The sequence below is a fragment of the Phocaeicola faecicola genome, from assembly GCF_013618865.1.
Taxonomy (GTDB): Bacteria; Bacteroidota; Bacteroidia; order Bacteroidales; family Bacteroidaceae; genus Phocaeicola; species Phocaeicola faecicola.
This window is the reverse complement of sequence record NZ_JABSOE010000023.1, coordinates 1-26317: the sequence shown is the minus strand read 5'-3', so window position 1 is coordinate 26317 and position 26317 is coordinate 1. Positions and strand designations below refer to the sequence as shown.

The 26317-nt window shown below is 39.9% G+C and carries 23 protein-coding genes and 1 pseudogene; 13 read left to right on the top strand and 11 right to left on the bottom strand.

The features are described 5' to 3' along the window. Positions 1-5: 5 nt before the first annotated feature. The 5 genes from H3001_RS08105 to H3001_RS08085 all read left to right on the top strand — a co-directional run bounded on the left by H3001_RS08105 (position 6) and on the right by H3001_RS08085 (position 5697). Positions 6-1016 (top strand): GGGtGRT protein, encoded by a 1011-nt coding sequence (locus H3001_RS08105; RefSeq protein WP_181214654.1) that lies wholly within the window; start codon positions 6-8, stop codon positions 1014-1016. 343 nt (positions 1017-1359) lie between these two features. Then, complete coding sequence (locus H3001_RS08100; RefSeq protein ID WP_181214653.1) at positions 1360-2457, top strand: site-specific integrase; 1098 nt, start codon at positions 1360-1362, stop codon at positions 2455-2457. Between the two features lie 307 nt (positions 2458-2764). After that, the gene (locus tag H3001_RS08095; RefSeq protein WP_181214652.1) at positions 2765-4063 is read left to right on the top strand and encodes an AAA family ATPase; all 1299 of its coding nucleotides are present in this window, start codon (positions 2765-2767) and stop codon (positions 4061-4063) included. A 4-nt stretch (positions 4064-4067) separates the two neighbouring features. Then, a complete protein-coding gene (locus tag H3001_RS08090; protein WP_181214651.1) occupies positions 4068-4670 on the top strand; it encodes an RloB family protein in 603 nt (200 codons plus the stop codon). Positions 4671-4818: 148 nt separating this feature from the next. Continuing rightward, entirely contained in the window at positions 4819-5697 is an 879-nt protein-coding gene (locus tag H3001_RS08085) for a hypothetical protein (RefSeq protein ID WP_181214650.1), read from the top strand. A 69-nt stretch (positions 5698-5766) separates the two neighbouring features. Here H3001_RS08085 and H3001_RS08080 read toward each other — a convergent pair whose 3' ends face one another. From H3001_RS08080 to H3001_RS08050, 7 genes are all read right to left on the bottom strand, one after another. Further along, positions 5767-9723, bottom strand: coding sequence for an Eco57I restriction-modification methylase domain-containing protein (locus H3001_RS08080; protein ID WP_181214649.1), 3957 nt, complete (start codon positions 9721-9723; stop codon positions 5767-5769). A 9-nt stretch (positions 9724-9732) separates the two neighbouring features. Next, entirely contained in the window at positions 9733-10758 is a 1026-nt protein-coding gene (locus tag H3001_RS08075) for a restriction endonuclease subunit M (protein WP_181214648.1), read from the bottom strand. A gap of 255 nt (positions 10759-11013) precedes the next feature. Then, entirely contained in the window at positions 11014-12216 is a 1203-nt protein-coding gene (locus tag H3001_RS08070; RefSeq protein WP_181214647.1) for a tyrosine-type recombinase/integrase, read from the bottom strand. A gap of 4 nt (positions 12217-12220) precedes the next feature. Then, positions 12221-12988, bottom strand: coding sequence for a hypothetical protein (locus tag H3001_RS08065; RefSeq protein WP_181214646.1), 768 nt, complete (start codon positions 12986-12988; stop codon positions 12221-12223). A 49-nt stretch (positions 12989-13037) separates the two neighbouring features. Then, positions 13038-13964, bottom strand: a complete 927-nt coding sequence (locus tag H3001_RS08060; protein ID WP_181214645.1) for a relaxase/mobilization nuclease domain-containing protein — start codon at positions 13962-13964, stop codon at positions 13038-13040. Continuing rightward, positions 13961-14335 (bottom strand): plasmid mobilization protein, encoded by a 375-nt coding sequence (locus tag H3001_RS08055; protein WP_181214644.1) that lies wholly within the window; start codon positions 14333-14335, stop codon positions 13961-13963. The genes H3001_RS08060 and H3001_RS08055 overlap by 4 nt, the downstream gene beginning before the upstream one ends. A gap of 229 nt (positions 14336-14564) precedes the next feature. Further along, complete coding sequence (locus tag H3001_RS08050) at positions 14565-15029, bottom strand: DUF3408 domain-containing protein (protein WP_181214643.1); 465 nt, start codon at positions 15027-15029, stop codon at positions 14565-14567. Between the two features lie 465 nt (positions 15030-15494). Between H3001_RS08050 and H3001_RS08045 the strand changes: the two genes are divergently transcribed. Beyond that, entirely contained in the window at positions 15495-15806 is a 312-nt protein-coding gene (locus H3001_RS08045; protein ID WP_181214642.1) for a helix-turn-helix domain-containing protein, read from the top strand. A 41-nt stretch (positions 15807-15847) separates the two neighbouring features. Then, positions 15848-16156 (top strand): helix-turn-helix domain-containing protein, encoded by a 309-nt coding sequence (locus tag H3001_RS08040; protein WP_008663619.1) that lies wholly within the window; start codon positions 15848-15850, stop codon positions 16154-16156. A gap of 416 nt (positions 16157-16572) precedes the next feature. On the opposite strand, the gene H3001_RS08035 is transcribed toward H3001_RS08040, so the two are convergent. The 4 genes from H3001_RS08035 to H3001_RS08020 all read right to left on the bottom strand — a co-directional run bounded on the left by H3001_RS08035 (position 16573) and on the right by H3001_RS08020 (position 20868). Beyond that, entirely contained in the window at positions 16573-17415 is an 843-nt protein-coding gene (locus H3001_RS08035) for a hypothetical protein (RefSeq protein WP_181214641.1), read from the bottom strand. 490 nt (positions 17416-17905) lie between these two features. Then, positions 17906-18160, bottom strand: coding sequence for a hypothetical protein (locus tag H3001_RS08030; protein WP_181214640.1), 255 nt, complete (start codon positions 18158-18160; stop codon positions 17906-17908). 273 nt (positions 18161-18433) lie between these two features. Further along, positions 18434-19621 carry a site-specific integrase gene (locus H3001_RS08025; protein ID WP_181214639.1) on the bottom strand — a complete coding sequence of 396 codons (1188 nt, stop codon included), beginning with the start codon at positions 19619-19621 and terminating at the stop codon, positions 18434-18436. Between the two features lie 17 nt (positions 19622-19638). Further along, positions 19639-20868, bottom strand: coding sequence for a site-specific integrase (locus H3001_RS08020; protein ID WP_181214638.1), 1230 nt, complete (start codon positions 20866-20868; stop codon positions 19639-19641). Positions 20869-21146: 278 nt separating this feature from the next. Between H3001_RS08020 and H3001_RS19765 the strand changes: the two are divergent. The 6 genes and pseudogenes from H3001_RS19765 to H3001_RS19425 all read left to right on the top strand — a co-directional run. Further along, a pseudogene (locus H3001_RS19765) lies at positions 21147-21344 on the top strand (tyrosine-type recombinase/integrase); the annotation flags it as partial. 81 nt (positions 21345-21425) lie between these two features. Further along, on the top strand, positions 21426-22268 hold the full coding sequence (locus H3001_RS08010; protein WP_181214637.1) for a hypothetical protein: 843 nt from the start codon (positions 21426-21428) through the stop codon (positions 22266-22268). 304 nt (positions 22269-22572) lie between these two features. Further along, complete coding sequence (locus H3001_RS08005) at positions 22573-23058, top strand: hypothetical protein (RefSeq protein WP_118212215.1); 486 nt, start codon at positions 22573-22575, stop codon at positions 23056-23058. Positions 23059-23116: 58 nt separating this feature from the next. Continuing rightward, complete coding sequence (locus tag H3001_RS08000) at positions 23117-24910, top strand: hypothetical protein (RefSeq protein WP_181214636.1); 1794 nt, start codon at positions 23117-23119, stop codon at positions 24908-24910. A gap of 477 nt (positions 24911-25387) precedes the next feature. After that, positions 25388-25582: a hypothetical protein gene (locus H3001_RS07995; RefSeq protein WP_118212217.1), complete on the top strand. Its 195-nt coding sequence runs from the start codon at positions 25388-25390 to the stop codon at positions 25580-25582. A gap of 235 nt (positions 25583-25817) precedes the next feature. Then, entirely contained in the window at positions 25818-26156 is a 339-nt protein-coding gene (locus H3001_RS19425; protein WP_246368525.1) for a hypothetical protein, read from the top strand. Positions 26157-26317: the final 161 nt, after the last annotated feature.

Sequence of the window (26317 nt, the reverse complement as noted above, 5' to 3'; positions counted from 1 at the left end):
ACATTATGATTAGAGAAGTAAAATTTGAAAGCCAGGACCGTCGTATCAAACAGATTCTTGCTGCTTTGAACGAAAACGGTATCAAAGACATCGAAGAAGCTAACGCTATCTGCGAACAGTATGGTCTTGATCCTTATAAAACTTGTGAAGAAACTCAGCCTATCTGCTTCGAAAATGCAAAATGGGCATACGTAGTAGGTTGTGCTATCGCATTGAAGAAAGGTTGCAAAAACGCTGCTGAAGCTGCTGAAGCAATCGGTATCGGTTTGCAGTCATTCTGTATCCCGGGTTCAGTTGCTGACGACCGTAAAGTAGGTCTCGGTCACGGTAACCTGGCTGCTATGTTGCTGCGCGAAGAAACTAAATGTTTCGCATTCCTGGCAGGTCACGAATCATTCGCTGCTGCTGAAGGTGCTATCAAGATCGCTGCAAAAGCAGACAAAGTTCGTAAAGAACCTTTGCGTTGTATCCTGAACGGTCTGGGTAAAGACGCTGCTCAGATCATCTCTCGTATCAACGGATTTACATACGTTCAGACTCAGTTTGATTACTACACTGGTGAACTGAAAGTAGTTCAGGAAATCGCTTACTCAGACGGTCCTCGTGCAAAAGTAAAATGCTACGGAGCTGACGACGTTCGCGAAGGTGTAGCTATCATGTGGAAAGAAGGTGTAGACGTATCTATCACAGGTAACTCTACTAACCCGACTCGTTTCCAGCACCCGGTTGCAGGTACATACAAGAAAGAACGTGTATTGGCTGGTAAGCCATACTTCTCAGTAGCTTCTGGTGGTGGTACAGGTCGTACACTGCACCCAGATAACATGGCTGCTGGTCCTGCTTCTTACGGTATGACAGATACTATGGGTCGTATGCACTCAGATGCTCAGTTCGCTGGTTCTTCATCAGTTCCTGCTCACGTAGAAATGATGGGATTCCTGGGTATCGGTAACAACCCGATGGTAGGTTGTACAGTAGCTTGTGCGGTTGACGTTGCTACTGCTTTGAATAAGTAATCCATACTTAATCAAATATATAAACTCCTGTAATCTAAATGGTTGCAGGAGTTTTTTATTTGCCGTAAATTATAGTTTAGGGATATTCTAATAGCCTTCTTTTTGGTTATCTTGTCTTATCAAGTAAGAAGAAAAATGAGACTATAACGACCTAAAATATAGTTCCTCAAAAGGCTATTACAGTCAAGCCCAAAGCAGAACAATTGTCACTTAATTAAGCACTAAAAAAGTGATTTTTGCAGCCCATTTGCAGCCCAATTTGCCATTTTCTAAAATGGGCTGCAAAACTTATATAATCAGCTATAGTACAATGAGATATACTCCATTTTACAATCATTTTAATATGGAAAAACATTGTACGATGGTTTACTTTTCATTGAGAGAAAGTAAGCAAAACAAGAAAGGTTTATCACCTATTGAGGTTTCTATCTCCACAAACGGAAAAAGAATCTATTTCAGCACAGGTAAATATGCACGTTCTACAGACTGGAATAGAGAAAAACAGTTAGTAAAAGGTAAGAGTGAAGAAGCTCAATTAGTAAACAGCTATCTTACACAGCTAAGAAACAAAATATACCAGAAAGAAATTGAGCTACTTCAAATGGGCTACCTAATTACAGCAGAGCTACTAAAAGAAGCTGTTGCAGACAAAGTAGAAGCATTGAACGAAAAAAGCCTGTTTGAAGTCTTTGAAGAGCACAACAATGAACAGGAAAAGTTGGTCGGTAATGGAATTTCTAAAGCTACCTATTGGATTTCTGTTTATACAGTAAGATTACTCAAAGAGTTTGTTCAACAGAAATACAAAAGAGAAGATTTATACCTACGTGAATTAAACCTGAACTTTATCCAATCTTTTCATACATTTCTACGAATAAACAAAGGAATGGCTCAAAACTCATCCACCAAACACCTAAAACTACTCAAGAAAATAATTAACCTTGCAGTAGCTAACTCCTATATGACTGCTAATCCGTTCATTACTTATAAAATAGAACGTGAACCCGTGGAAATAGACTTTTTGGATGAAGAAGAACTGAGAAAGATTATCAACTTTGATACTCCCCTACCTAGACTGGAGAGAGCAAAAGATATGTTCCTTTTTGGCTGTTTCACTGGATTGAGCTACATTGACATCAAAACCTTAGCTCCAGAACATTTTGAAAAGGACAATACAGGCAGAATTTGGATTAAGAAACGCAGGGTTAAGACTGGAGTTCTATCACGCATCCCCCTACTCCCTATTGCCAAACTGATACTGGATAAGTACAAAGGTGGAGAGAAATTACTTCCTATCCAAGACCCAGCAGATATAAACAAATACCTAAAGGATATAGCCATTTTGTGCGACATCAAGAAGCGAATCACATTTCATACAAGTAGGCATTGTACTTTTTCTTATTCGCTGAAAATGAAAAACTTACAAGACTTATTTTTTTAGATAGGTAACGATTTAGAAACGAGTAGACTTCTTCAAGTTGCCAGACTTTGCATAAATGAAAGAACGTTTACTTTAGGTTTCAAAGATAACAAATTTCTCAATCATAAAAAATAGTATGAAGAGAAAAATTTTATGAAGGAATGATTCAATCTTCATTTTTATTTGCTTTATTCTGTTGTAACAAAATATATAAATAGTGATTTATATTCATATTTTAGTAATTTTACTACGAAAATACGGACTATAAATTCATATATTGATTTTTTATTTCTATATTTGCATCATATGACAGATAAATTCAACGAATATGATAGCAGAATTCACCATTGAAAATTTTTTCTCAATAAAGTCCCCACAAAAGATAAGCTTTGAACCTTCATCAGATACTTTTATGTCTGACGAATATTCATATGAAGTTAAGGATGGGATAAGATTGTTGAAATTGGGCATCATCTATGGTGCTAACGCTTCCGGCAAAACCAACATTTTGAATGCTGTGGAATTTTTCAGAATGCTTGTTCTTAGGATGCCCAAAGACCGAAATGAAAAGACTGGAGTTGTACCTTTTATGCTGGATGACACATCAAGGAATGAAAGGACGAAGATGTCTATGGTATTCTATATTAATAAGTCGAAGTATATCCTTACTTTTGAATTGGACGCAAAATATATCTATTCTGAGACATTGGTTGTTTATGATTCCATTCGTCCTACCAAATTGTACAGCCGTAGTTATGATGCAACTACAGATTCCACAACAATAGATTTCGGTACAAACCTGAAAATGCCACGGAAGAGTCAGGGTGTGATTTCCGGCAACACTATCAACAATTGCAGTGTACTTGCAGCATTTGGTAAGAGTAATGTGGAACGCACTAAGTTGAACGATGTATATGATTACTTTGCCAAACAGGTAAAAGATGTATTGGCCCCTGGCATGCTGCTTTCGGGATATGTAAAATCACGATTGGATAAAGATGAAACAGGCGATTTGAAGAAGTTCATTTTGAACTTTCTAAAAGCATCCGATTTCAACATAGAAGATGTCGTATTGCATGAAGAGGAAGAATTGATTACCCCAGAATTGGAGCAATTGATTCAAAATGCCCCTATTGATAATGAAGCAAAAGCTGAAATGCTTAAAAAAGGAAAAATTACAAATACTGAACTGACTTTTAAACACAAGGTTGGAGACAAACTATACGATTTGTCTGAAGAATACGAATCTAACGGTACTATAAGGTTCCTGGGAATGGCAGTAATTCTTAATTTCTTGTTAAAGACCAACCGGTTTGTGCTTATTGACGAAGTCGAGTCAAGTATTCACTATGAACTGCTGGCTTATTTTATAAAAGTTTTTTTAGCGAACAGTGAAGGAACATCTCAAATGTTGTTGACAACACACGGCATCAATCTTCTTAATGAGGATTTCATTCGACGTGACACAATATGGTTTACCGACAAAGACGAATATGGCGAGACTAAAATAGTACGTCTTTCATCTTTAGGCTTACACAAGAATCTTTCCCCGTATAATGCTTACAAGCAGGGGAAATTGGTAAAGTTGCCGTTCTTAGGTAGTCAGTATATTAACCTAAATGACTAATGATATGGGGCGGACAGTAACAAAAAGTATCGCCATCATAGGCGAGGGAGAAACGGAATGGTTCTATTTTGATTCATTGAGGGTGGCTTGTCGTTATCCTTTCAAGGTTGCGCCTGATTTTCCGCAGCATAGCGACATCAATCATATTCTAAAATTGGTAGAATCCTATTTGAACAAGCAATATGACCTTATCGTATGCCTTTTTGATATGGACAGGCTGTATCAATATCCTTCTGAAATGCGACTATACCAACGAGCAAAGAAAGAGTATAACAAGAAGAAATATGCCGGAAAAGTTATGTTCGTGGAAACGAATCCTTGCACAGAATTCTGGTTTCTGCTCCACTTCTTGCCTAATGTGGTTTGTCGGCGATATGAGAGTTATGAGCAACTGCTTCCCGAATTGCAGAAATATATGCCGGGGTATGAAAAGACAAAACGATATTTCATACGCACCAACCTCTATAAATACCTGACAGAGAATGGAGATTTGGAACGGGCGATGTCAAATTCAGAGAAATTGTGCCAATTATGTAAAGAGTCACCGGAAGATTTGATGGCATACTCTGAGATTCATAAGGTGATAGAGTTATTGAATAAGATTTAACAGATCTTTATTCCCATTATGGATTCAGAATGTTTAATACCATAGAAACAATCAGGCGGTGTAACCCAAATAAAAACGTTCTTAAAATGTACTATTTCAAGACGGTCATACGTTAATTTAATAACTTTATTAAATAATGAGCTAAAATATGGACAATCAATATAAAAACATAAATTTCAAAGAGTTGTGTAATGAATTAGGACCTGAATTCATTCAAAAGATGAATGAAGTTCAAATAAAAGAAGACGAACAAGATTTTAATGGTATTAGAGACGGTCTAAAAAAAGGAATATGTTATATCTGTGGAAAACCATTGGATCATGTGGACGAGAATAATCCTTGTTTTCATTGGCTCATTAATCCCGTCATAAAGAAAAAGCAGTTAAAAAAGATGCTTTATAGTGGGAAAGGTCTTTTTAGATTGTATGGTTATTTGACATGGGTTGCAAATTCCGATAAGCCATTTGCTAATATTGATGATACAAGCGAAGGAAACGACTGTAATAAAATTTTCGAATCTACAATTAGATATAAAGAGTTCGAATGGACATTTTCTCTTGCGAAAACTGATTTTGAAGGGCACCCAGGTACAAATACCGACTATTCACAATTCCATATTCAGATGAAAAAAAACGGAAATGTGATAATTAAATTTAATGACTATCATATTCCTTTTTCTGACAATGATAAATTGATGATTGAAATGATGAATCAAGATGTTATGATACATATTCCGAGTTATGAAGCAGGTCTGAGTATCTTCTCAGAATTAGAGTATGATGAAGTCCTGCAATTGATGACTCGTGCTGACTCGGAAAATTCTGCAGCTTTTCGGACACAAACAGCAATTGCAATTCCCGAATACTGCAAAAAGGATGTATTAATTAAAATTCAAGAATTTCAACAAAAAACCAATTGGACTGCCCCTATGATAATTGAATACTTAAATAAGGAATTTAATTATGGTATTATGTATAAGACACAAATAATTCCGATTAATCCCATAAACAAATCACATCGAAAGTAGATGAAATAGGTTATGAAAAAAGTGAATTTTAACGAGGACAAGTACTATATACCTGCCCTCGTTTTACTTTCACACAGGTTTTATCATTGATTCAATAAAAGAGATTTCTTCATTGATCAGACGATATTTTGCAGAAAGTTGATTATTTATTTCTGGTACGCTTTTGTTCCAATCAATATCGCTTGATGATGTGAAGTTTTGCAATGGAACAAAACGAAATACATCTTGTGACACCTGCATAGTTCCTCGACCAAAAAACAATAATGCCTTAAAAAAGTTTGTGCAAATGTATTTATAACAATTTTTCTGTTCTATCTCAGTGTCAAATGGTCCAATCAAAAGGAAGGTCTCTGTACAGACTGAGTTTTGTTCTCCTATGATGGTTTCAGGGGGATTGAAAGCATTTGTAGAATAACTGGTTGTAAAAAATAATTTATACTTGTTTACTGCTGCTTTGTTTTTTGTTATAATTTTAGGTGAAATATATCCAATCGTTCTTCTCGCTCCTCCTTTAATTCCTTTCACACCATAAATTTTCACACAACCATAGAAAGGCTCTGATTGTAAATTAGATAGTGGATATCTTTCTGGCGAATTAAATAAATCCTTTCTGATTCCAAACGGCTGGGTTAATGAGACAATCTCCTTAAATAAAGAGCAATTTGTCGAAGTTTTAGCAATAATAGATTGACGACGCTTGTCACGTATAACGATATCAGAATTTCCATCGGATAAGAACCTTGTAGATACAAAAAACTCTTTATTCGCTGAAATATAAGTGTAACGCAACTTACCATTGTGTTTATTACTCCAAAGAAAATAACAGATTCCACCATCTATATGCTGTCCGTTAAAGCACTCGCCAGAATCCTCATAATCATAGATGGATGCAATATGTTTATCTTCCATCATTTCTTTTCTGAATGGTTTGAGAACAGCTTTTCCTCCAATCATCCATTTTGAAGGCATAATCAGGGAAAAGTATTCAGGCCTGATCTGTTTTGCTATCCGTACAAATATTTGGTATATAGGATTTGCAGCATCGTCAGATGCACCGCTTCCATCATTAATTTGGTATGGAGGATTACCGACTATAGCATTAATCTTCATGTTTTTGCCTATTAAATCATGTACTTTTTTAATGAATAATTCTGATTGATTCTTTATTTTGTTGACAAGATCTTCTGGAGCCCACATATTTGTCTTTGCTTTACGGAATCCGGCAAGCGTACGTTTGGTAATACTCTTTGCCATTGGAGTTTTGCAGATAACAAAGATGTTCTCTGCTATTACCTTATCCCATACAGCCTGCTGTTCCTCTATCGTTTCTACAGAAAACAGAGAAGACTTCACTCTGGCCCGGTAAATGCCGTATGCCATATAGAGCGGATAAAGTCCAGACTTGGAATTGATTTCCAGAATACGGGATTCGGGGGAGAAAACTTCTGCGGTAACCTCTCCTTTGTCTATAAACCGTGGTTCAGGAATCACATTCTGATACTCTGTGTCATAGAAGTTATAGCCTCCCAGACAGTCGCCGAGGTGCATGTTTACCACGCGCCACGGAGTAAGCACGGTTTCCTTGTCCGGATTACGAAAAGTGCTGAAAATATCTGTAATACGTCCGATTCGTTCCTCTATACTCAGTTTGTCCGCTGCACGAGCCATCGCACGGATTCGTTTTCCGGCAGCACAGAATATTTCCGGGTCATAGTATTTCTTGAAACTATTGAATTTCTGCTTGGTCACTCCCTTGGGCATGAACTCTTCCCATGACTGCGGGTCAATGAGCGAGGCAAAATTATCAATCGTGATTTCCTGATTCTCATCACTCAGTTCCGCACCATAAATCAACAGGGGCATGCGGATGGAGATGCCACGGAGTATGGAAATGGCCGCTTCCCGGTTCTTTGTCTTCTTTTTCAGTTCTTCCAGCCGTTTCCGTTCTTCCTCCGTAAGCTCCTTCTTGGGTTTCTTCTCCAGTTTCTCCTTTTCCTCGTATTCCTCATTGTTCAGTCCTTGACTATTAATGTCCACCTGATTGGTTTTGGGTATGGCCTTGGTCTGGCCGATAATCTTTTTCAGATCATCGAACTCCTGCAGTTCCAGATCATCCAACTTCATCAGCTCATCGTTATACAGGCTGTTGTCCTCAAACCCGTTACGGACAACACGCTCCACATATACCCGTTTCAACTGTTCCAGCATGTGAGGTACGTCAAAGCGGTTCATCTGTGAGCCTTCAATGGATATGATGGGACAGAAATTGATAAACTCTCCCATGGCCTTACGGTCACTTTGTGAAGTTTTTCCGGCTTTGGCTGATATCTTGGCGGTTTCGGCAATCACTTTCAGGGTACGGTCCGGAGCAAAATCAAAAACGTAGCACTGCTCCTTCATCCGTCCGTTGATAGTAGCGGGTGTCTGTACGCGGAAGATAGTCTGCATATAACTGGATGCGGCTGTATTATAAGAACCTGACAGCATGAATACGGCAGTCCATGCTTTTACACTCACTCCGGTCGTCAACCGTCCGCAAGAGAGGGTAATGGTCCGTGTGGCATCCGGATCTTTTCCGATAGCCTGTTCCACGGCTTCCAGGGCATCACGGCTTTCTTCGTCCTGATCACCGTCACCGGCTACATTGACCACCTTGAAATGCTGGAACACCGGATGTGTCTGAAGCATGGCACTCAGTGCCCTTGCTTCCTTCACGCCGGGCACCATCCAAAGGGTATGGCGGAAAATATTCCTATATTCTTCGTTGGCATATGGATAAAGACTGTCCTTGTCCTCCTTGGTAAGAAGATTCAGAAAAGCCCGCACGTCTTTTTCATGACAGAAACTGCCGGATTCATTGACCCGGAAAAATTCCTTGAAGTTAAAGGCAACATCTTCATCAACAAACTCATGAAGCAGCCTTCCCAAATCGTAGGTATAGATATTGAGTGTAGGCAGTGAGGCATACGGATTGGGGTCACCAAAATGGAGTTCGTCCCAACTCATCTTGGCCCGCTGTTCCATCACATAGTCCCATGTATAGATTTCATCTTCCTTAAAATCGCCCAGCAGATTGAACGGGGTACCGGACAGACGTAAAACTTTAGTATTATCCTTGACCAGTTCCCCCATAACCGCCTTTCCCAGTTCGGTCTGGATGCCTTCGTGCGCTTCGTCCACGATAATCAGGTCCCAATCGGTAGCAAACACTTCGTTGTTCTTGTCAAAATTGCCACCCACAAGTTCAGAACCACGCAAATCCTGCATGGAGGCGAAATAGACATAATGAAGTCTGTCACTTTCCGCCCGCCGTTCCAGACTGGCAAAACTATCCCCGTTGTTTTTGGAACCGTATGCAAAATCCTTGCGGTCATAAAAGATCTTTCCAAAATCTTCAAACCAGCCGGCATCCACCACAGGTCGATGAGTCAGAATCAGGGTACGCTGAAACTCCATGTCCTTGACAACCTGCAGGGCAGAAAAGGTCTTTCCGAAACGCATCTTTGCGTTCCAGAGCATCTGGTTGCCTTTCTTAAACTGTTTCTTGGTCTTGCTGATGGCTTCCTGTTGTTCCGGCCGGAATACAATCGGAGAATATTCCCGGGTAACTTCCGCTGATGAAAGGGAGCTCCGGCCTTCCTTGACAGCTGCAATGGCACGCTTGACGGTTTCCAGATCGGTGATGAACCATTCATTGGCTTTGTTGACTGTATCGAAGACTTTCTTTTTGATACCGGAGCGTTCCAAGACATTGTGTACCTCCTTGTCGTTGAATGAACGGAGTCCGCCACGGTTGTAAACGGTCAGTTCAGTATATAGTAGATCGTATGCGATGCCTGCCGTCTGTGTGTACTGGTTGATACGCTTTCTTGCCGCTTCATTGAGCGCCTTGCTGTTAGGAGACAGACCGAACACGTTTTCATCCTCACAGGTAGCCTCGCCAATTTTCAGGCATCCACGGTGTGTCGCATCATTGATACGGAACACATAGATCAGTTTTAGTTTCAGGGACGATGTGAATCTCATGCTTCTTCTCTATTTTATCAGGTCAATAAATCGGATTCGTTTCCCCTTTTTGCCTGTTGCCTTGTCTGTAGCCCGCCAGTCCTTGATAATGCAGTAAATTCCGTTGTGCTTGGTCAGGTCATTTTTCAGACAGCCCTCGCACGGTTCCCGTCTTTCAATCGTACCGAACAGACTTGGTTCCATTCGCACACGTTCTCCGCAACTATCCGGAACGACACCTTTCAGTCCGTCCATCTGCCATACATTCCAGGAAATAATATAGGCTATATGGTTGATGGATTTAATTTGCGGATCTTTACCGAACTTGTTCCGGTAATATTCGATGAAAGATAAGAGAAGGGCTTCACGGGCAAGAAGAAGACTGTCACCCTGCCATTCATAGGCATAGATGCTTCTGTAAGCATCCTTGGCTGCCTCCAGCCATTCACGCGTTGTCGTAGTATTCTCACTGACGATACGGAGCTTACGGTCAAGCAGGCCGATACGCTTCTCCACGGGAATGAATGTTCCGGTAGTCGTATCATACCGGCTTACCAGATAAGGAGCTTCTCCACAGGTGATTTCCAACCGGTTTTCCCGTACATAGTCTTTCCATGTCCTGCCTTCAGGAAAAGCAATCTTATCAGGATTGATTTCCCATGAATGTGTACCATCTTCGGCGGTCACTTCATGGTTGAATACATCCTTTCTGCCAAACCAGACTTCATCGATAAGGTTGTTCTGGACATTACATATCCAGGACGGAGTAAATACCTCCGCCATTTCCTGGGAACGTGTGCTTTGGGTATCCCTGTGTTTCAGGACACGGGGCATGACTACATGGCCGTTCTCTCCGGTTATCAGCTCCGGAAGAATCTGTGACCCGTATTCATAACCTTTGCCGAGCGGTTCATAATCGGAAGTAGCCCAGAATATGTTACACTGTTTTCCTTCCTTACTCGTTGTATGATCTTTGAGCAAGGTATTCAGTAAGTCGGGTGAAAGTTCTTTCAGCCTGTTCTCTTGTATGTCGGCTTCTCCGGTTGTTTTCTCCATCTTCTTTCTGTGCGTAAAGGGGATGAGAAAGTCCCGGTGTCTGCGTCTTTCTTAGACAGAGGGAGATTTCGGGCTATAAGGCTGATTTGCTGATGAATTATGTGTAGGATTGCTAAACAACAGTTGAAATTCAATGACTTCCGGATGAAAATCCAACGGCCGGAATTGCAGGATTTTCAATAAAATGTATAACTTTGCGCAAGAGTGAGTCCCTCTGTCTAAGAAATGAATGCTTTTGCTAAACGTTCTCCAATCCTACAGACTTTTCAGAATTTGTGCGTTGGCTTTGTCCACTACGGAATTGTCCAATGAGGCCAGATAAATTTGTGTGGTCGCCTCGGAATCATGTCCCATCCCTTCACTGATAACCGAAATCGGAATGTTCTTGCCTTTGGCTGCGCTTGCCCATGAATGACGGGCACAGTACATGCTAAGAGGAACGGATATATCGGCCAATCTGGCTATTTCTTTAAGATTTCTGTTTATTCCGGACATGACATTCCTGTAATGCTTGTGCGTATCCTTAAAAGGATATTTCAATACCGGCAAAAGATAAGGACTGAGACTGTCTTCCGGGTATTTGCCGACAATCTCCTGCATACATTTTTCCCACCTGATAACCAGCTGCTGCCCGGTCTTTCGTCTGCGATACGATAAAAATCCGTTCTGAAGATCTTTCTTTTTTAGGTGAGCCATATCTATGAACGACATGCCACGGGTATAGAAACTGAACAGGAACATGTCCCTTGCAAATTCCAGATTAGGCTGTAAGGACAGATCCAGATTCTTCATACGCTTGATGGCGGATAAGGAAACGGCACGCTTGACGGTCTTGTCCACTCCCGTATAGACATGCCTGAAAGGATTGCGCTGTTCCATCAGTTCCTTTTCCAAGGCACGGTTATATATCGCCCGAAGGATACGCATGTAGAATGAACTGGTATTCCGTACGACCCCTTTCCCATGAAGGTAGGCTTCATAAAGCTGCATCAAATCCGAATCAATTTCGGACAGCAGAACATCCCTGTCCCCTCTGAACTGCATGAAACTTTTCAGGGTGCAGGAATAATTTTCAGCCGTGCGTATCTTGCCCATCTGTTTGAGACGGGCTATGATGCCCTGCATGAAGTTGAAAAGCGACTGTCCCTCTATATTGCTCTGAAAAGAAGCGACAACATCATCTGCCGTATATCCGGCTTTCTGATTATCCAGTTGGTGGATAATCATGTCCAGCCGCTTCAGGTCCCACTCCATGCGTTCCTGCAAGGAAAGGAGCAGATTGCTTCGTTCCGAACTGCCGACAATGATACAGCTTCCAGCTTCGTTCCATTCATCCGTAAATATCCGGTAATCCGTCTTTAACTGACGGATCACACGGCTCTGGATAATCTGATAATAGATGGTACCTTCCTTTCCCTCTATGGTGGAAGGTCTGAATTTCACTTTCACACTGGCCATGGGCTTACTTTTTAGATTCGTCCGTAATAGACTTGTCCTTGATGGACTTCGCCTTGCTGTCCAGCTCTCTTGCGGCCTGTTCTTTCAGCCGTGCCTGCTCGGTCAGGGTGGCCTGTCTCTGTACCGCTTCCTCGTAGGCTTCCACGTCCTCACGCATCTGTCTGATGAGTTCGTTATCCCGGTTCGGTCCAAAAAGGTTCTCAAGTTCCACGAGTTGTTCGGGGGTAGCCTCTCCTTTCATCTTGACATAACGATATTTCAGATCATTATCAGCCTGTGCGTTATCTGTTCTCGCCGAAAAATAGAGCGCCACGGACAGGGCCACGATTGCCGCGAACATTACGGAAAAACTCCCAAGGATGTACGGGGATTCCAAGCTCAGGCTGAAATGATGGTTGATGTTGCTTGTCTTAACGGCATTCTTCCTGATTGTGTCATTGGTCTCACAAAACAGGGTTTCCACTTTCTCCTGGTTCTGCCGCTGTTCATTACGCATTTCCGACAAGACCTGTCCAAGTCTTTCCTGTGACGAGTTTTTCCTGTCTATGGAAACCATATCGTTCTTGATGGCGGCAAGACCTTCGTACACGCGAGCCAACAATTTGCGAAATGTCTCATGACCATTCCTGACTTCATTCAGCACGGACTCATCCTGTTTATTATTAACTGCCGGGCTGTTGCCTTCCGGCGAGGGGAGGGACAATCCGTTGATTTTGTCCTCGATTCTTTCCAGGCATCCGAAGATGCTCTCGATACATTCTTCCATTTTCATATTCCTGCAATTTTAATGTTCATGAATAATTTGAATGGGAAAGGACAGGCTACAGCCCGAATCCTTTCCTCCTTTTCTTTTTCTTGCGTCTGCGCAAAAGTTCTCCCTGAGGCAACGGCTCTTCGGGAGCGGTGCCGTTTGTAGGACTGAATAGTCTAGGTCCCGTATTTTCGAGGAGAAGCCCTCCGTCCGGTATCCTTTGCTGCACCTTATGTTCGGATTCCTGTTGGGATTCCGAAGTCTTCCAGCCCAGCCGGGCATTCAGCCTGGCAAAGCTGAACTCCCGGCTGATCTGTGAAGCCTTGAAGGTCTGCCCGTCCTTGGTGAACCGGATTCCCTGTATGTCCTCCGGCCTTTTTATCTCCCTGGTACGCTTTACAAATTCCAGCCTGATGCCCCGGCGAAGCAGATAATCGTTGAACTCTTTCCATGTCCCGGAGCGCTTCAAAGCCGCCTTGACGGCATTGAAGATTTCGTATTTCACACGCTCCGAAGCATGGAGTTTCTCCACGTTAGTCTTGCTCTTGTCCTCGGCATATGTCAGCCCGTACCTGTCCTTAAGCAGTTTCGTGGCGATTTCATTACGCTTGTAATCGCCTTGGGAAGAGATTACCTTGCCGTCATCCCCGATGCGGTTATAGACCAGATGGCAGTGCGGATTGTCCGTGTTATGGTGTCTTACCAGGATGAACTGGGTGTTCCTTATGCCCATCAGCTCCATGTATTCCCGGGCTATTTTAGCCATAAATTCATCCGTCAGCAGTGCCTTGTCCTCCAGCTTGAAGCTTAATGCGATATGTCCGACAGGCTGTTTTATCTTCGGATTAAGCTCACGCTGATAGTTGAAACTGGCCGTTATTTCCCGGATATTTTCCAGCAGTACACCGTCGGAGTCGATGATTTTCGCGCTGTCCTTGCCCATCACGTAACGGATACAGCCGCCGAAGGATTTCCCTTTCTTGATCTTGCCAATCATGACGGCCTCCTTTCTCCGTGCCTGTACCGGACTATAATCTCCTTGAGTTTCTGCAGGAGTTCGGTCACCGTCCTTTGGGTACGGTGGAATCCGGCCTGATGGGACAGCCTGGTCAGCTGGTTCAGGTTGTTCGCCATACCCGTAAGACTGCGTATGACGGCAGTTTCCTCGGCCGAGTGCCTGGCCGTTATCGTCGTCTCAAAGGCTGATACGCGGAGAAATTCCGCCAGCGTGAGGTTAGCCTGTCTGCTGCGTCGGCACAACCGTTCATAATCTATCTTGGAGAATTTCACTGTAACGGCTTTGCTGAGTTTGCACACTCCGCTTACTTTGGGGCGTCCCCTCGGTCTGTTTTTCTTTCTGTCATTCATATTTTCTTCCTTTGATTTTTGATTATTCTTTTTCTCACAATCTGCGACCACCGGGAGCGGATTGCCTCCACTCTTCGGGAGTGGAGCGAGGTTTTTCGGGATGCCCGAAAGATAACCTCGCTAACTCCCAAAACTGAAGTTTTGTCCGTTACTCCCTCAGGCCGGCTGCTGACTGTCTGAATAATGTAATGACTGGAGTCAGTAAGCAAGTCTGTCATTCCGGAAAATGTCACAGCTTTCGCCACTGCTCGAAGTCTTCCGAGTAGATTTCAAGATGCTGCCGGGCGATGTTCTCAAGCAGTCCTGAAACGCTCATTTTACGTCCTCCCAACCTGCGGACAAATTCGTCCAGCCTGTCACGTACCTCGCCGCTAACAAACACGGGCTTGCGGTCTTCGATTCTCGGGACCTGAAGAAAGGCTTTCCGGTATTCGTCCAGAGAAAGTTTCCTCTGCCTGCTGCTTATACGGCGCTGAGACGCGGGAACGGATTCCTCTCTTCCTGTTGGCGGTTGCCGGGTCTCGGATGGGGTGTCGGTCTGTTCTATCGTTCCTACTGACTTCTTTTCTCCGGTATCATTCAAGGATGATTCCAGGGCAGTTTCAATGCCGCCATCTGACGGGAGTATGAATGACATGTCCGTACCTGTCATGGCCTCCCATTCTTCTTTGGTCAATTTCTTTTTTGTTACCATACATTTTTGATTTTAATCGGTTTACTCACTGGTCTCGGTGCGCACCTTGACTCGTTGTCGTGAGCAAAGGAAGTGTGTATAGTGAACAGAATCAAGCAAATGGAGATACCGTGGCAATTATGTTACCCTATGCACTATACCGATTGGACAGTCGGTGCTTCCTGCCGTGATTTACCGGAGTGATTCCTACAAACAAGATTGTTCAAGCGGATTCTGTTTATAAAAAAGGCTCATTGTATGCAGTTGAGATGTAACATGATGTCATTCCGGGCAACGCATCGTCACCGGTCTGAAAATCCATTGCAGTGTAATTTCTACTGCTTTTATTTGCAGTGGGAACAGGATAAAAAACAGTCACATTCTCAGCCGAGAATAGGACGCTGATACATGATGGAATATCGGCTGTAAAAGACCTGTCTTTTTCCGGAATTTTGAATATATGTTTAACTGAAAATAAGGAAGACAATGGAAATCATCAGCTTTGAAAAAAGAACTTTCGAGGAGATTGCCGCCAAGTTGGATCGTTTCGTGCAGCGGGTGGAAAGCCTGTGCCGGGAACACGGCGGAAAGGAAACAAGTGAATGGATGGACAACCACGAGGTTTGCCGCAGGTTGCGTATCAGTCCGAGAACCTTGCAGACCTTGAGAGATAACGGAACGCTTGCCTTTACAAAAATCGGAAATCGGACTTATTACCGTCCTGATGATGTGGAGCGTGTGATCGGGAATGTGGAGGACAAACGCAAGGAAGCCCGCTGGAAAGGCAAGACCATTTGAGAGAATTTCAAGAATAATGTATAACCCAATATCAAGAGCATATGAGTAATGAAATCAGAGAAAAGGATCACGAGTGGGTAAAGGCGTTCCACTCGAATTTCGACAGGCTGCTGGCCCTGCTCGAAAAGTTGTTGGAAAAACGGCAACCGTCTGCATATGGCGATGAACTGCTGACAGACAAGGAAGTGGCATACCTGCTGAAAGTGAGCCGGAGAACCTTGCAGGACTACCGCAACAACGGCATTTTGCCTTACACACAGGTAGGCGGCAAGATTCTTTACCGGGCTTCCGACATAGAAAAGACACTGATGAAAGGGTACAAGGAGGCGTACAGATACAAAAGGAGTTAACATTCCAAGAGTCCCCGCAAAGGACACGCGAAGATTATGATTTTTCTGGAGGGAGCGCAGTTGACCGCCTGCCCATTTTATTTGTGTTTCTAAAAAATAGCCTTTCTGAATGATAAAATAACAGCATATAGAATTAGGCCCTATTTGAACCAATCTATATGCTGTTTTGTCTTCTGACTTTTCCGTCAGTCGCTTGTTTCCGCTGCCGTCGGCGTCCATTGTACAGACGTGAAAGGGAAAAGGTTTTCGGGCTGAATACGCTCTGAAAGAGGAAGATTCTGCTCGAAACGGCAAAGCCGCCTGACCTTTTCGCTTTCAATAGAGTCTGTACTAACTTCTATGGACGGCGAGGAAATGAGCGACTGATAGGATTTTTGTGCGAAAAAAAATAAAGAATTCAAATTTTCCCTTAAAAATTATCGAGTAGAAAAATATTCATCTCTTTGACGATATATTTTATTCATCAAATACTGAAACATACGGCAATCTGGTTCTCCGTCACAATTTATCATAAGTTCCTCTGTATCACGCATCAATTTTGAATATTCTCGATCTGCTAATTCTGGGCCTAATTTGGATGAAGCTAATTTATCTAATCTATTTACAATTCGTTCATATTCTATTGCTGCAATATTACTCCTTCTAGAAATACCTTTTTTGTCATCATGAATAAACATCTCCATCATCATTCTTATGTCATTCATTTGTGAACGCATAACATCTAAGGCTAATACCTCTTTATTTGAACTATCCAAATTAGGAATAATTGCTGGAGTACTCAAAGCCATTAACTTCACAATAGAATTTACATTTCCTGAATCACCTTCTGCTGCTTTTGTCGCTTCTATAGCTTCTTGTAGCTTTTTCTGACTTTCAATCACTTCATGATACTTCATGTCTTTTGAGTACTCAAGATATCTTAATGGAGCAATGTCGAAAATTTTCTGTGTACCTTTTTCTTGAATTAATACTACGGGCTTATCAAAAGCTTGACGTATACCAAGTTCAAATAAAACATTTGGATTGCGTGTACTCAAATCACAAACAGCAATAGGTGCATCAATTAGCTTTTTTAAGATATCAAGATGAATAAGATTTGTTTCTTTAACTTCATCTGCTCGAATTGCTTTGAATTCAGTTTTATCTATTGCAGGCTTAATAATATCATCATACACGTGAGCAAAATGTCCTTTCTCATACCCTTCACAATCAGCGATAGGCATAATAACAAAACAATCTTTATTTTCTTCTTTAGCCATAACATTATAATTTACTCTCAAAAATAATAAATTTAATTGAATGAACCTAAGAATATTAAAGTAAAGTGTTTATGGTATGTATATATTGCATATACAACAATAGTTTTTATCGAATATGTGTTGATACATCTAAAATCATAGAATATGATATATCGTATTATTTAATGACAAAGAACACATTTTCTACATAAACTCATTAACAACTTTTTCAGTTAGTGATATTGAAGCAATCAACTTTTTTCTCCCAAGCTATGTAAACAAAGAAAATAGAATACTCATCATCATTTTTATATATTCAGCTATGGCGATTATAAACGATATTACTAAAATGAGTATAGCAAATGGAATCGGAATATTTTTTAACATCATGAGTTGCATTTACAATGCTATAAATAAAAAAGCCACTGTCATAGTGCCAAAATGACAGCAGCTTTGATAATACTTCCCCCTTGTTGAAGCAAGTTAGAGTAGGAATAAATACAAAAGTAAGTTATTTAAGTTGGTTTGGGTGCCCATCTGTATTGTATGATGCCCAATCAATAACCTGTGATACCATAATGGCATCATCTTTATCAATATAATTCTGAAAATGATTACGTACCGTTTCTGCTGTAATATTATCTTGGAGCTTAAAGCACCAAGTAGACTCAAGGATACGAACGGCATTAAGTTTATTCAACTCATCATACAAAGTTTTGTAATCTCTGCGATTGCGCAAATCATATGTTAAAAAGAATAATTTCATAAAAATCAATGTTTGTTGTAGTATCAAATGTTAGTTACCCTTTTATTCGGAGGATGAAGCTCCGCCATCTTAGTTGCAGAAAGATAGATTAAGCTGCCGTTATATCGTTTAGGATTTTAAGCAAAACGGTATGCCGATGACACCAAGTATAATATCAACAATTGTTAGACCAGTTTGCAAACTGACATAATGTCATATTTTTATCATGAATTTTCTACAGATTAACAAATTAAGTTAGTCTATATTATTATTTTCCTTGTTTCATGTTACTTGTTAATGAATTCTTCGTACTATTAATTTATCCATATCCTCTGAAATCTTGTCATCTGTAACTTTTGCATATCCTTGTGTAGTCCTGATATTTGTATGGCCCATCATCTTTGATATGCTTTCCATAGGAACCCCAGCTGAAACCATCAGGGTACCAAAGGTGTGACGGCTTTGATGATATGATAGGTTATGTTTGAACTGATGGGAAAATCCCAACTCATGTATTTCAAACCAAATCATATCACGTCTTGGTAACGGGAAGATTGGCTTACTGTCATCTGTCGTATTATACAAGGAAATTATTTGCTCCGCTACCGGATGTAACGGTATAAAGGACTCAACGCTTGTTTTCTTGCGATATGTTCTGATATATTTACGACCTTCTGCAGTTGTACCTATATGATGCGGATAGAGATTACGTACATCAACATAAGCCAAACCGCAAAAACATGAAAATATAAAAGTTCTTCTTGCAAGTTCCTGTAGTGGATCCGGTTTCGGGTTGCTCATTATCTCCTGAAGTTGTTTCTTGCTTATATACATGAGCTTTGCTGGTGCCTTCTTTTCATATTTTATATCATCCAAAGGATTATACCTCAAGATTCCGTTATCTACGGCTAGATAGACCAAACGTTTCAACCAACAAAGACAATGGTTCCGATATGATGGTTTATGAGGGTAATTAGTTTTCAGATATAAAATATAATTGATGCCAAACTCTTCGGTAATATCTGTAAAAAGCATGTCCTCTTTGCCCAGAGAACGGATGTATTCACCAAGATAGTGATGATACATTTTTGATTGCCTGTAACTGGAAGTTGAATCTATTTGAATGGAACGGATTTTCAGATTTTCTCGTTCCACTTTCCCTGCTTGTAATATATACTTCGGGATGTCGGCAGTTCCTGTCATGGCTGTTTTCAGCAGTTCAGCACTGATAACACCGTTTACTTTCAACAGTTCAGCATAAGTTTCATCTACGCGTTTCTTATATTCACAAAGCATCCCGTTCAGTCTGTTATTTTTGACTTCTCCTTTCTTGCTGTTCCACTCTTCCGGCTGGCAATATAACCCGGTCGATAATGCAACAGCCTTTCCGTCTATTGTAATACGACACATGATTGATGTGGTCCCGTCAGATTTGACTTTACTGCGGTTTATATAATACAGTTGCTTATATGTACTTCTCATGATTCTTTTTTTTGATTTTATAATACCAGTTTCATATCACTCGTTGCTTCGATGAATTTGTCCATATCCTCGAAAAGTTTTTTAGGAGTTACTCTTGCATAAAGCTGTGTCGTGGTCAGATTGGTATGGCCCAACATTTTGCTGATTGTTTCAATAGGCACACCGGCCTCAAGGGTTATCAAACTTCCGAAGGTATGTCTTCCCATATGATAGACTAAATCACAGCTTATGCCAGCCAGATCCCGTAAACCTTTCATGTGGCGCCTCATATTGGGATGGTGTATCATCGGGAAAAGCTCATCCCTTTCATCCGAACGATATTTTTCTATTAGAGCGATAGCCTCCGGCAGCAATTTGACGCGTGCCTGATAATCATTTTTCTTTCTCAGATACTTTAACCACAAATCGCCCTTATCATCCTTGTATATATTCTCTCGGGTAATTGAAACCGCATCAGCATATGGGACTCCTGTATAACAGGCGAAGAGGAATAAATCTCTGGCTATATTATGAGTGATTCTTTCCGGTGGTATTACGACATCACGGATCTTCTCAAAATCCTCACGACTCAAAGCCCGTGGTGGTTTACGGTGCTCTTGGGGTAGTTTGAAATTCACAAAATAACGCTTTTCCGCATATCCTTCCTTAAATGCCATCCGGCAGATTTTCTTCAGGATGGCCAGATAATGTCTTGCCGTATCTACCGCAAGTCCTTTGTCCTTCAGAATATAATCCTGAAATTCCCAAGGAATGTGTTCATTCAACTGACCAAAAGCGACATCACTTATCTTGAATCGTTTTTTTATATATTCACCAAGATACCTACGGGTGTAAATGTATGTTGACATGGAGCTTTTCGCCACATCAATACCGATTCTTGAGCGCATATCCTCTATATGCATATCAAGCCGTTTCAACAGAGTCATCTGGGTTTCCACACTTCCCTGGAAAATCTCTTTTACGGCAGTCGCGTCAAAATCAATCTTACGTTCTACAAGTGAATCAAATGCAGAATTGACAGAAAGCAGGAGCCGGTCAATTTTCGCATTAATATCAATGGCTTCTTTACTCTTTCCATTCAATCGGCTTTCTCTTGGATTCCATAACTCCGGAGTACATGACAGCTTACAACTGAATTGCGCCATCGTGTTGTTCACCGTTATTCGCCCCATTATCGGAGCCTTCCCAAATTTGTCTAGACCGCTCTTTTTCAGATAGAGCAGCACCTTGAATTTTTCTACTTTCATACGCTTATTTTTTAATAGCAAAATTACCTATTTTATAAGCGTTCTTTGATATGCAAAATACTGACATACAGTGAATAATAGCCTCTGTGACTGTTTCTTTATTACTCATTCCGTTACCTATTGGTTCAGGTAACTGGGCAGCTAACATTCTGGTAACTGAACACCTGCAATATCCTGTCCATTTTTGCTTTCCATTATCTCAGCAAAAAACGAAACTTTTGCTCATATTCAACCAATTACGTTTTCCTTTCTCATCCCTTCATCTGCTTGCTTCCTGTATTCTGTTCCACTGCTTCCGCCACACATTCGCCAGCACCGTTACTTTAGCTAATAATATCTCACTGGAAGTCGTTTCTAAGATGCTTGGTCACACTAATACCAGAATGACCAACCATTATGCCAAACTGATAGATAAGTGCATAGGTGAACAGATGGACAAGCTCATGGACACATTTACAGGAGATTCCAACTACTAAGCCTTACAAACTATGATTATCCCACTTGCAGATATTGTGAGTGGGATTTTCTTTTTTAATTTTGCTCCAAACTAAAACATTATGGAAAAGTTAAAAGAAAATTATATAAACATTGACCCTCGTTTAGAATATATGGAACAGATAGCTACATTATATGTTCCAGATATAGACATAGACCCATCTACAGGTGAAAAATATATTTGTGGTACAGCTGCTTTGCCATTCTTTATAAATAGATATAATCAAAACGGATTATATGGTCACTTCACATACGAAGATTATACAGGCAATGAAAGCATACAAGAAATGCTGAAAGGCTTGGGAATTGACATAGATAAGTTCTGGTTTTTACTTCTATTTATCTTTGATTACACCTGTGGCACGTGTTTGGATGGAATAAAAGCTACAGGAGTTGGGGTAGAACAACTCACTAAGTTTGCTAAAGCCATAGCTGATAACCATAAAGAAGTTAATCAGTTTGGAGTAAGTTTTAAGAAGCCTATTACTGTCTCTGTAAAAGTGGAGGGCAAACATCAGATAGTAATTGATAATGCCAATGCAATAGGCTATTTGGCTGCTGTTATTGCAAATAATTTAAAGGAGATAGAAGAACATCCTTGGATGCAAACACAACAGGTCAGAATGAACACACCCGCTGAAGAAAAGGAATCCATTCAAATATGGTTGTTCTATAAAATGTTTAATGATTTCTTCAATTTAGAGCCATATAACAAACAGTTTAATGCCAGACAAAAGAAAGGAAGTACCGTTTCACTTAGTAAGACATTACTAATATCAAAACTTATCTATTTCACCAAACTATCTAAAAACAAGAATTTTTCAGAGGACGAATTTACTTTGAAAGGCTACGTCAAACAATATAAAGATAAAAAGATTGATACTATAAACAGCATATACTTCTAATAATAAACTGATAACCAACACAGTCCTGCTTCATCTCATTAAAAGGGTACATGAAAGCAGGACTTTTTTTCTCTCTTTTAATCCTTCTATTATTTCCCATCTTTGCATTGTCAAAACGATAGCAGACGAGCTATTAAATTAAGAAGGGAAATGAAATCACTCGTTTTTTTCTCTCTTTTAATCAGCCCAAATGCAAGTAGTTTTGCAGAGTAATCAGAAATAAAACGGTGCGCACCTTTTAATGATGATTATCTGACAGTTCCCTCAGAATGGGAATAAAGTAAAAACTAAAAAAAGAAAAATTATGGAATTTAACATTAATGGAACACTTGTTCCACAAGTAGAGAAATACGATAATCAAGGTGCGCACAATGCCATCAAGTCAATGATGCAGAGAAAAGAAACTCTAAGCATTAGATTATATACCGACAAGGAAAACTATCCTTGCATTTGGGTAGAATCTTATAATGTTGCAGGTTTCAAATACTATGTCAATCCAGCTTCTTTCAAATGGATATACACTTATCTGACAACTGGAGAAAGTGAAGATGGAGGAATAAAACCAACTGAACTTACTCCTTTTAAGGCAAATGAAGATAACAACTTCCAGTTATCCATTTTGAAGCAGCTCATTGAATCTGGAAAACGTGTGCAGTTCGTACCTTTATTTCGTGAGGTCAATAATTATATCAGTGCAACCAGCGCATTTCTTCGTGGCAAAATATTCTTCCGAGTAGAACGCACGGATGAAATTCTGGACTACCTGCGTGAAAAAGAAGCTATAATCTGATAATTATTAACCTAAAGAGTGGGAGCCAAAAACTCCCCTCTTCTAAAACGAAACCAAGATGAATACTACATATATCAATATAGAAAAGAAGAACGGAAAAACTCAATATCTGACAGAAGTCTTACCAGAAATTCCAACCAATACCATACTCTATAAAAAACTGACAGGACTGGGAGCTACTTATGGTGAACTGAAAGCTGACAGAGATTCCATTATCTTAGAACCGAATGTTCCAGTAATCAAAGGTAAATGCAAAGACCCGAAACATGCAAAAGACAATCTTATGGGAGTTTACGAGAATGTAACGGTAGATTCTATTGTAAAATACCTGCAAGCCAGTAAGGAAAAACATATAAAACTATTATCCACTCCAGAAAGTTTTTCCAAGATTAAAGCTGCATTTGAAGAAATTGACAGGGACATTTATTCTACCTGCTATCTGTTGTTCGATGAATGTCACAAGATAGTGAAAGATGTAGACTACAGAGAAAACATAACATTACCTTTCGATGATTTCTTCATGTTCGAGAACAAAGGACTTGTGTCTGCTACTCCGCTGGATTTTACCGACCCCAGATTCTTTAAGCAGAAATTTCAGATAATGGAAGTTCAACCCAATTTCGAATATGCCCAGCCATTAAACCTATACCATACTAATAATGTGCTACAGGAACTAAAGAAACGAATCGGCAATATAGAAAAACCGATATTTCTGTTTATCAACTCTACGGAAACTATTTATTCAATTATGAATAAACTGGATATTCTGGAACAATCCACAGTGTTCTGTGCATACAACAGTGTAAAGAATCTAAAGGATAAGAAGTTCAGTCAAGTCTATTCTGATTGGGATGCAACCAAGATGAACAAATACAATTTTCTGACAAGCAGATTCTTTAATGCTCTGGATATCGAACTGAATTTCCAGCCAGAAGTTTTCATTGTAACCGATGTTACTATAGCTACCCAGAGCATAATAGACCCGTTTACCGATACCATACAGATAATTGGAAGATTTAGAAATGGGATAGCCTCAGCAAGCCATATAACGAATACGGACTATAAATTTCAAGTAAGGTCAAAAGCCCAGCTAAAGTTTAGAATAAAAGTGTTTGAAGAAAATTATAAAATGCTCAAGGCATACTATGACAATGCAACCAATGATGAATTAAGGGATGCAGTCAAAGCAATACTTAATAATCACCCGCTCACTCCTTTATTAAACACAAATGGAACAAAGAACTGGTTTAAGATAGACAATTATCTGGCAGAAAATCTGGTACAGGGATATTATAACAGTTTTGATGAATTGGTAAAGAACTACAAGCAATGCAAATCCTTTAAATTGAATTATGAATCAATCTCCTATAAATTGAGTGACACCGAAAGGCTTAAACGAGAAAACAAATCACTAAGCATTAAAGCCAAGCGTAGGGAAATTGTGGAACAACTGGAAATGTTAAAAGGCGATGAAACCAGCATAGCGATGGAGCATAAAAGAGAGCTTATCCGAACAGACGCTTTTATAGTCCAAGCTTATGATGAATTAGGTAAGGCAAAAATAGAGGAACTGAAATACTCCCATCCCAAAATAAGAGAAGCCATGATACTCAAAAAGTACAATGAGAATCGGACAGGTACAGAGTTCATTGAAATGGTGAAAAACAGGTTTAAGGCAGGACAATCCTATGAATTATCTCAGATTAATAAAATCAGGGATGAAATATACAGCTTATTAAATATGCCACCTATAAAGAGGAAACCAAAGGATTTCCTAAGTGATTTCTTTGAGCTAAGGGATTATTGGAAGAACAGACAAAGAGCCTTATTTCTGGAATATGCAAAAGTTTAGTCAGCTACAACATTTTATCATAAAACCTCTTATTATAACCCCTTTTCTAAAAATGTTGTACTTACCCAAAATGAAAGTCCAGATTCAATTTATCTGGATTTTCTTCTGAACTACAATACAGGCATACCCATAGTTTAAATTCATAATATCCTCAAATTTGAATTTCCAATGTGTGACCCTAAGATTAGTTCCCCACCTATAAAGTAACTAACTTTACACTACCTCCAGCAGATAATTCCACTAACAAGATTCTCCATTTACAAACCATTCAATATTTCTAAAATGCAGGAATTTACTTACGAGCAAATCAGAGAAAAAGCACTCAGGCAAGGAGTAAAAGATAACAGAGTTCATATAGGTTTATGGGCTAATATTAATAACTATCTAAAGACAAGGAGAAAGAAAAATGGAAAGGTTACTACCTATTATATCTCATTGCAGAAACTGGCTTATTAACTTACTAATGCTTGAATTGATATGATAATCCACTTGCCAACTGGAAAGAAGTTCAACAACCGAAAGGAAGCCAAGATTTATTTTGGCACAGCCTACTATTATAAGATGGAACGTGAAAAGAAAGATTTAAGGTTTACCCATAATGTTCAATCAGCTACTAATGAATATGAAGAAAAGATTAATACCAACAAATTGCGAGAACAGAGCAACGATTAATTATTCCATGCTGCCACATTTCAAATCTGCCAATATCTTTAGATTTTTCTGCCTGTCATTATTCAGAGATAAACACTACAATGTACGCAAGACTTTAGATGAACTGAAAAGAATCACAGGAGATAGTTTAAGCAATTTCAATAGTCAGTTTAAAGACTTCTTACGAATCAAGCATTACTATCTGGATAACGGATTCGAGAATAAGACCAAACGGTGCATATACCACATTCCACCTATGGAACTGAAATGCGTTACCTTTTCAAGAAAGATTATTGGAATTGAACTTGAATCAGAATATATAGGCTTTTTCATGCAGTTAGTTCTATTATCCAGATTTGCTGATATTGAACTATCCAAAAGCAACATTATTGAGAAACTAAAAATGGATAAAAAGACCTATGAAAAATACATTATTGAATTGAAGTTGAAAGACCTTATAGATATTCATAATGACAAACTGATTCTTAAAGGTGAAGAATACATATTAGAAACTGATTTTAAACATCAAAGAATCCCCAGTACAGCAGAGCTGGCTCCTAAATTCATACCTAAGTTCATTATAAAACACAAATAACCCTATCAGAGGGGAAAACAGCTATTATATTATATCACTAGTGTCTCTTAAAAAATGTAAAACATCTCAATATGGCTCATTATGATGTAAAATCCAATTCTAGCTGACCGTCATTTTTGTAAAGGATGTCGTATTCAGCATGGCTAAATAGATCCTTGATA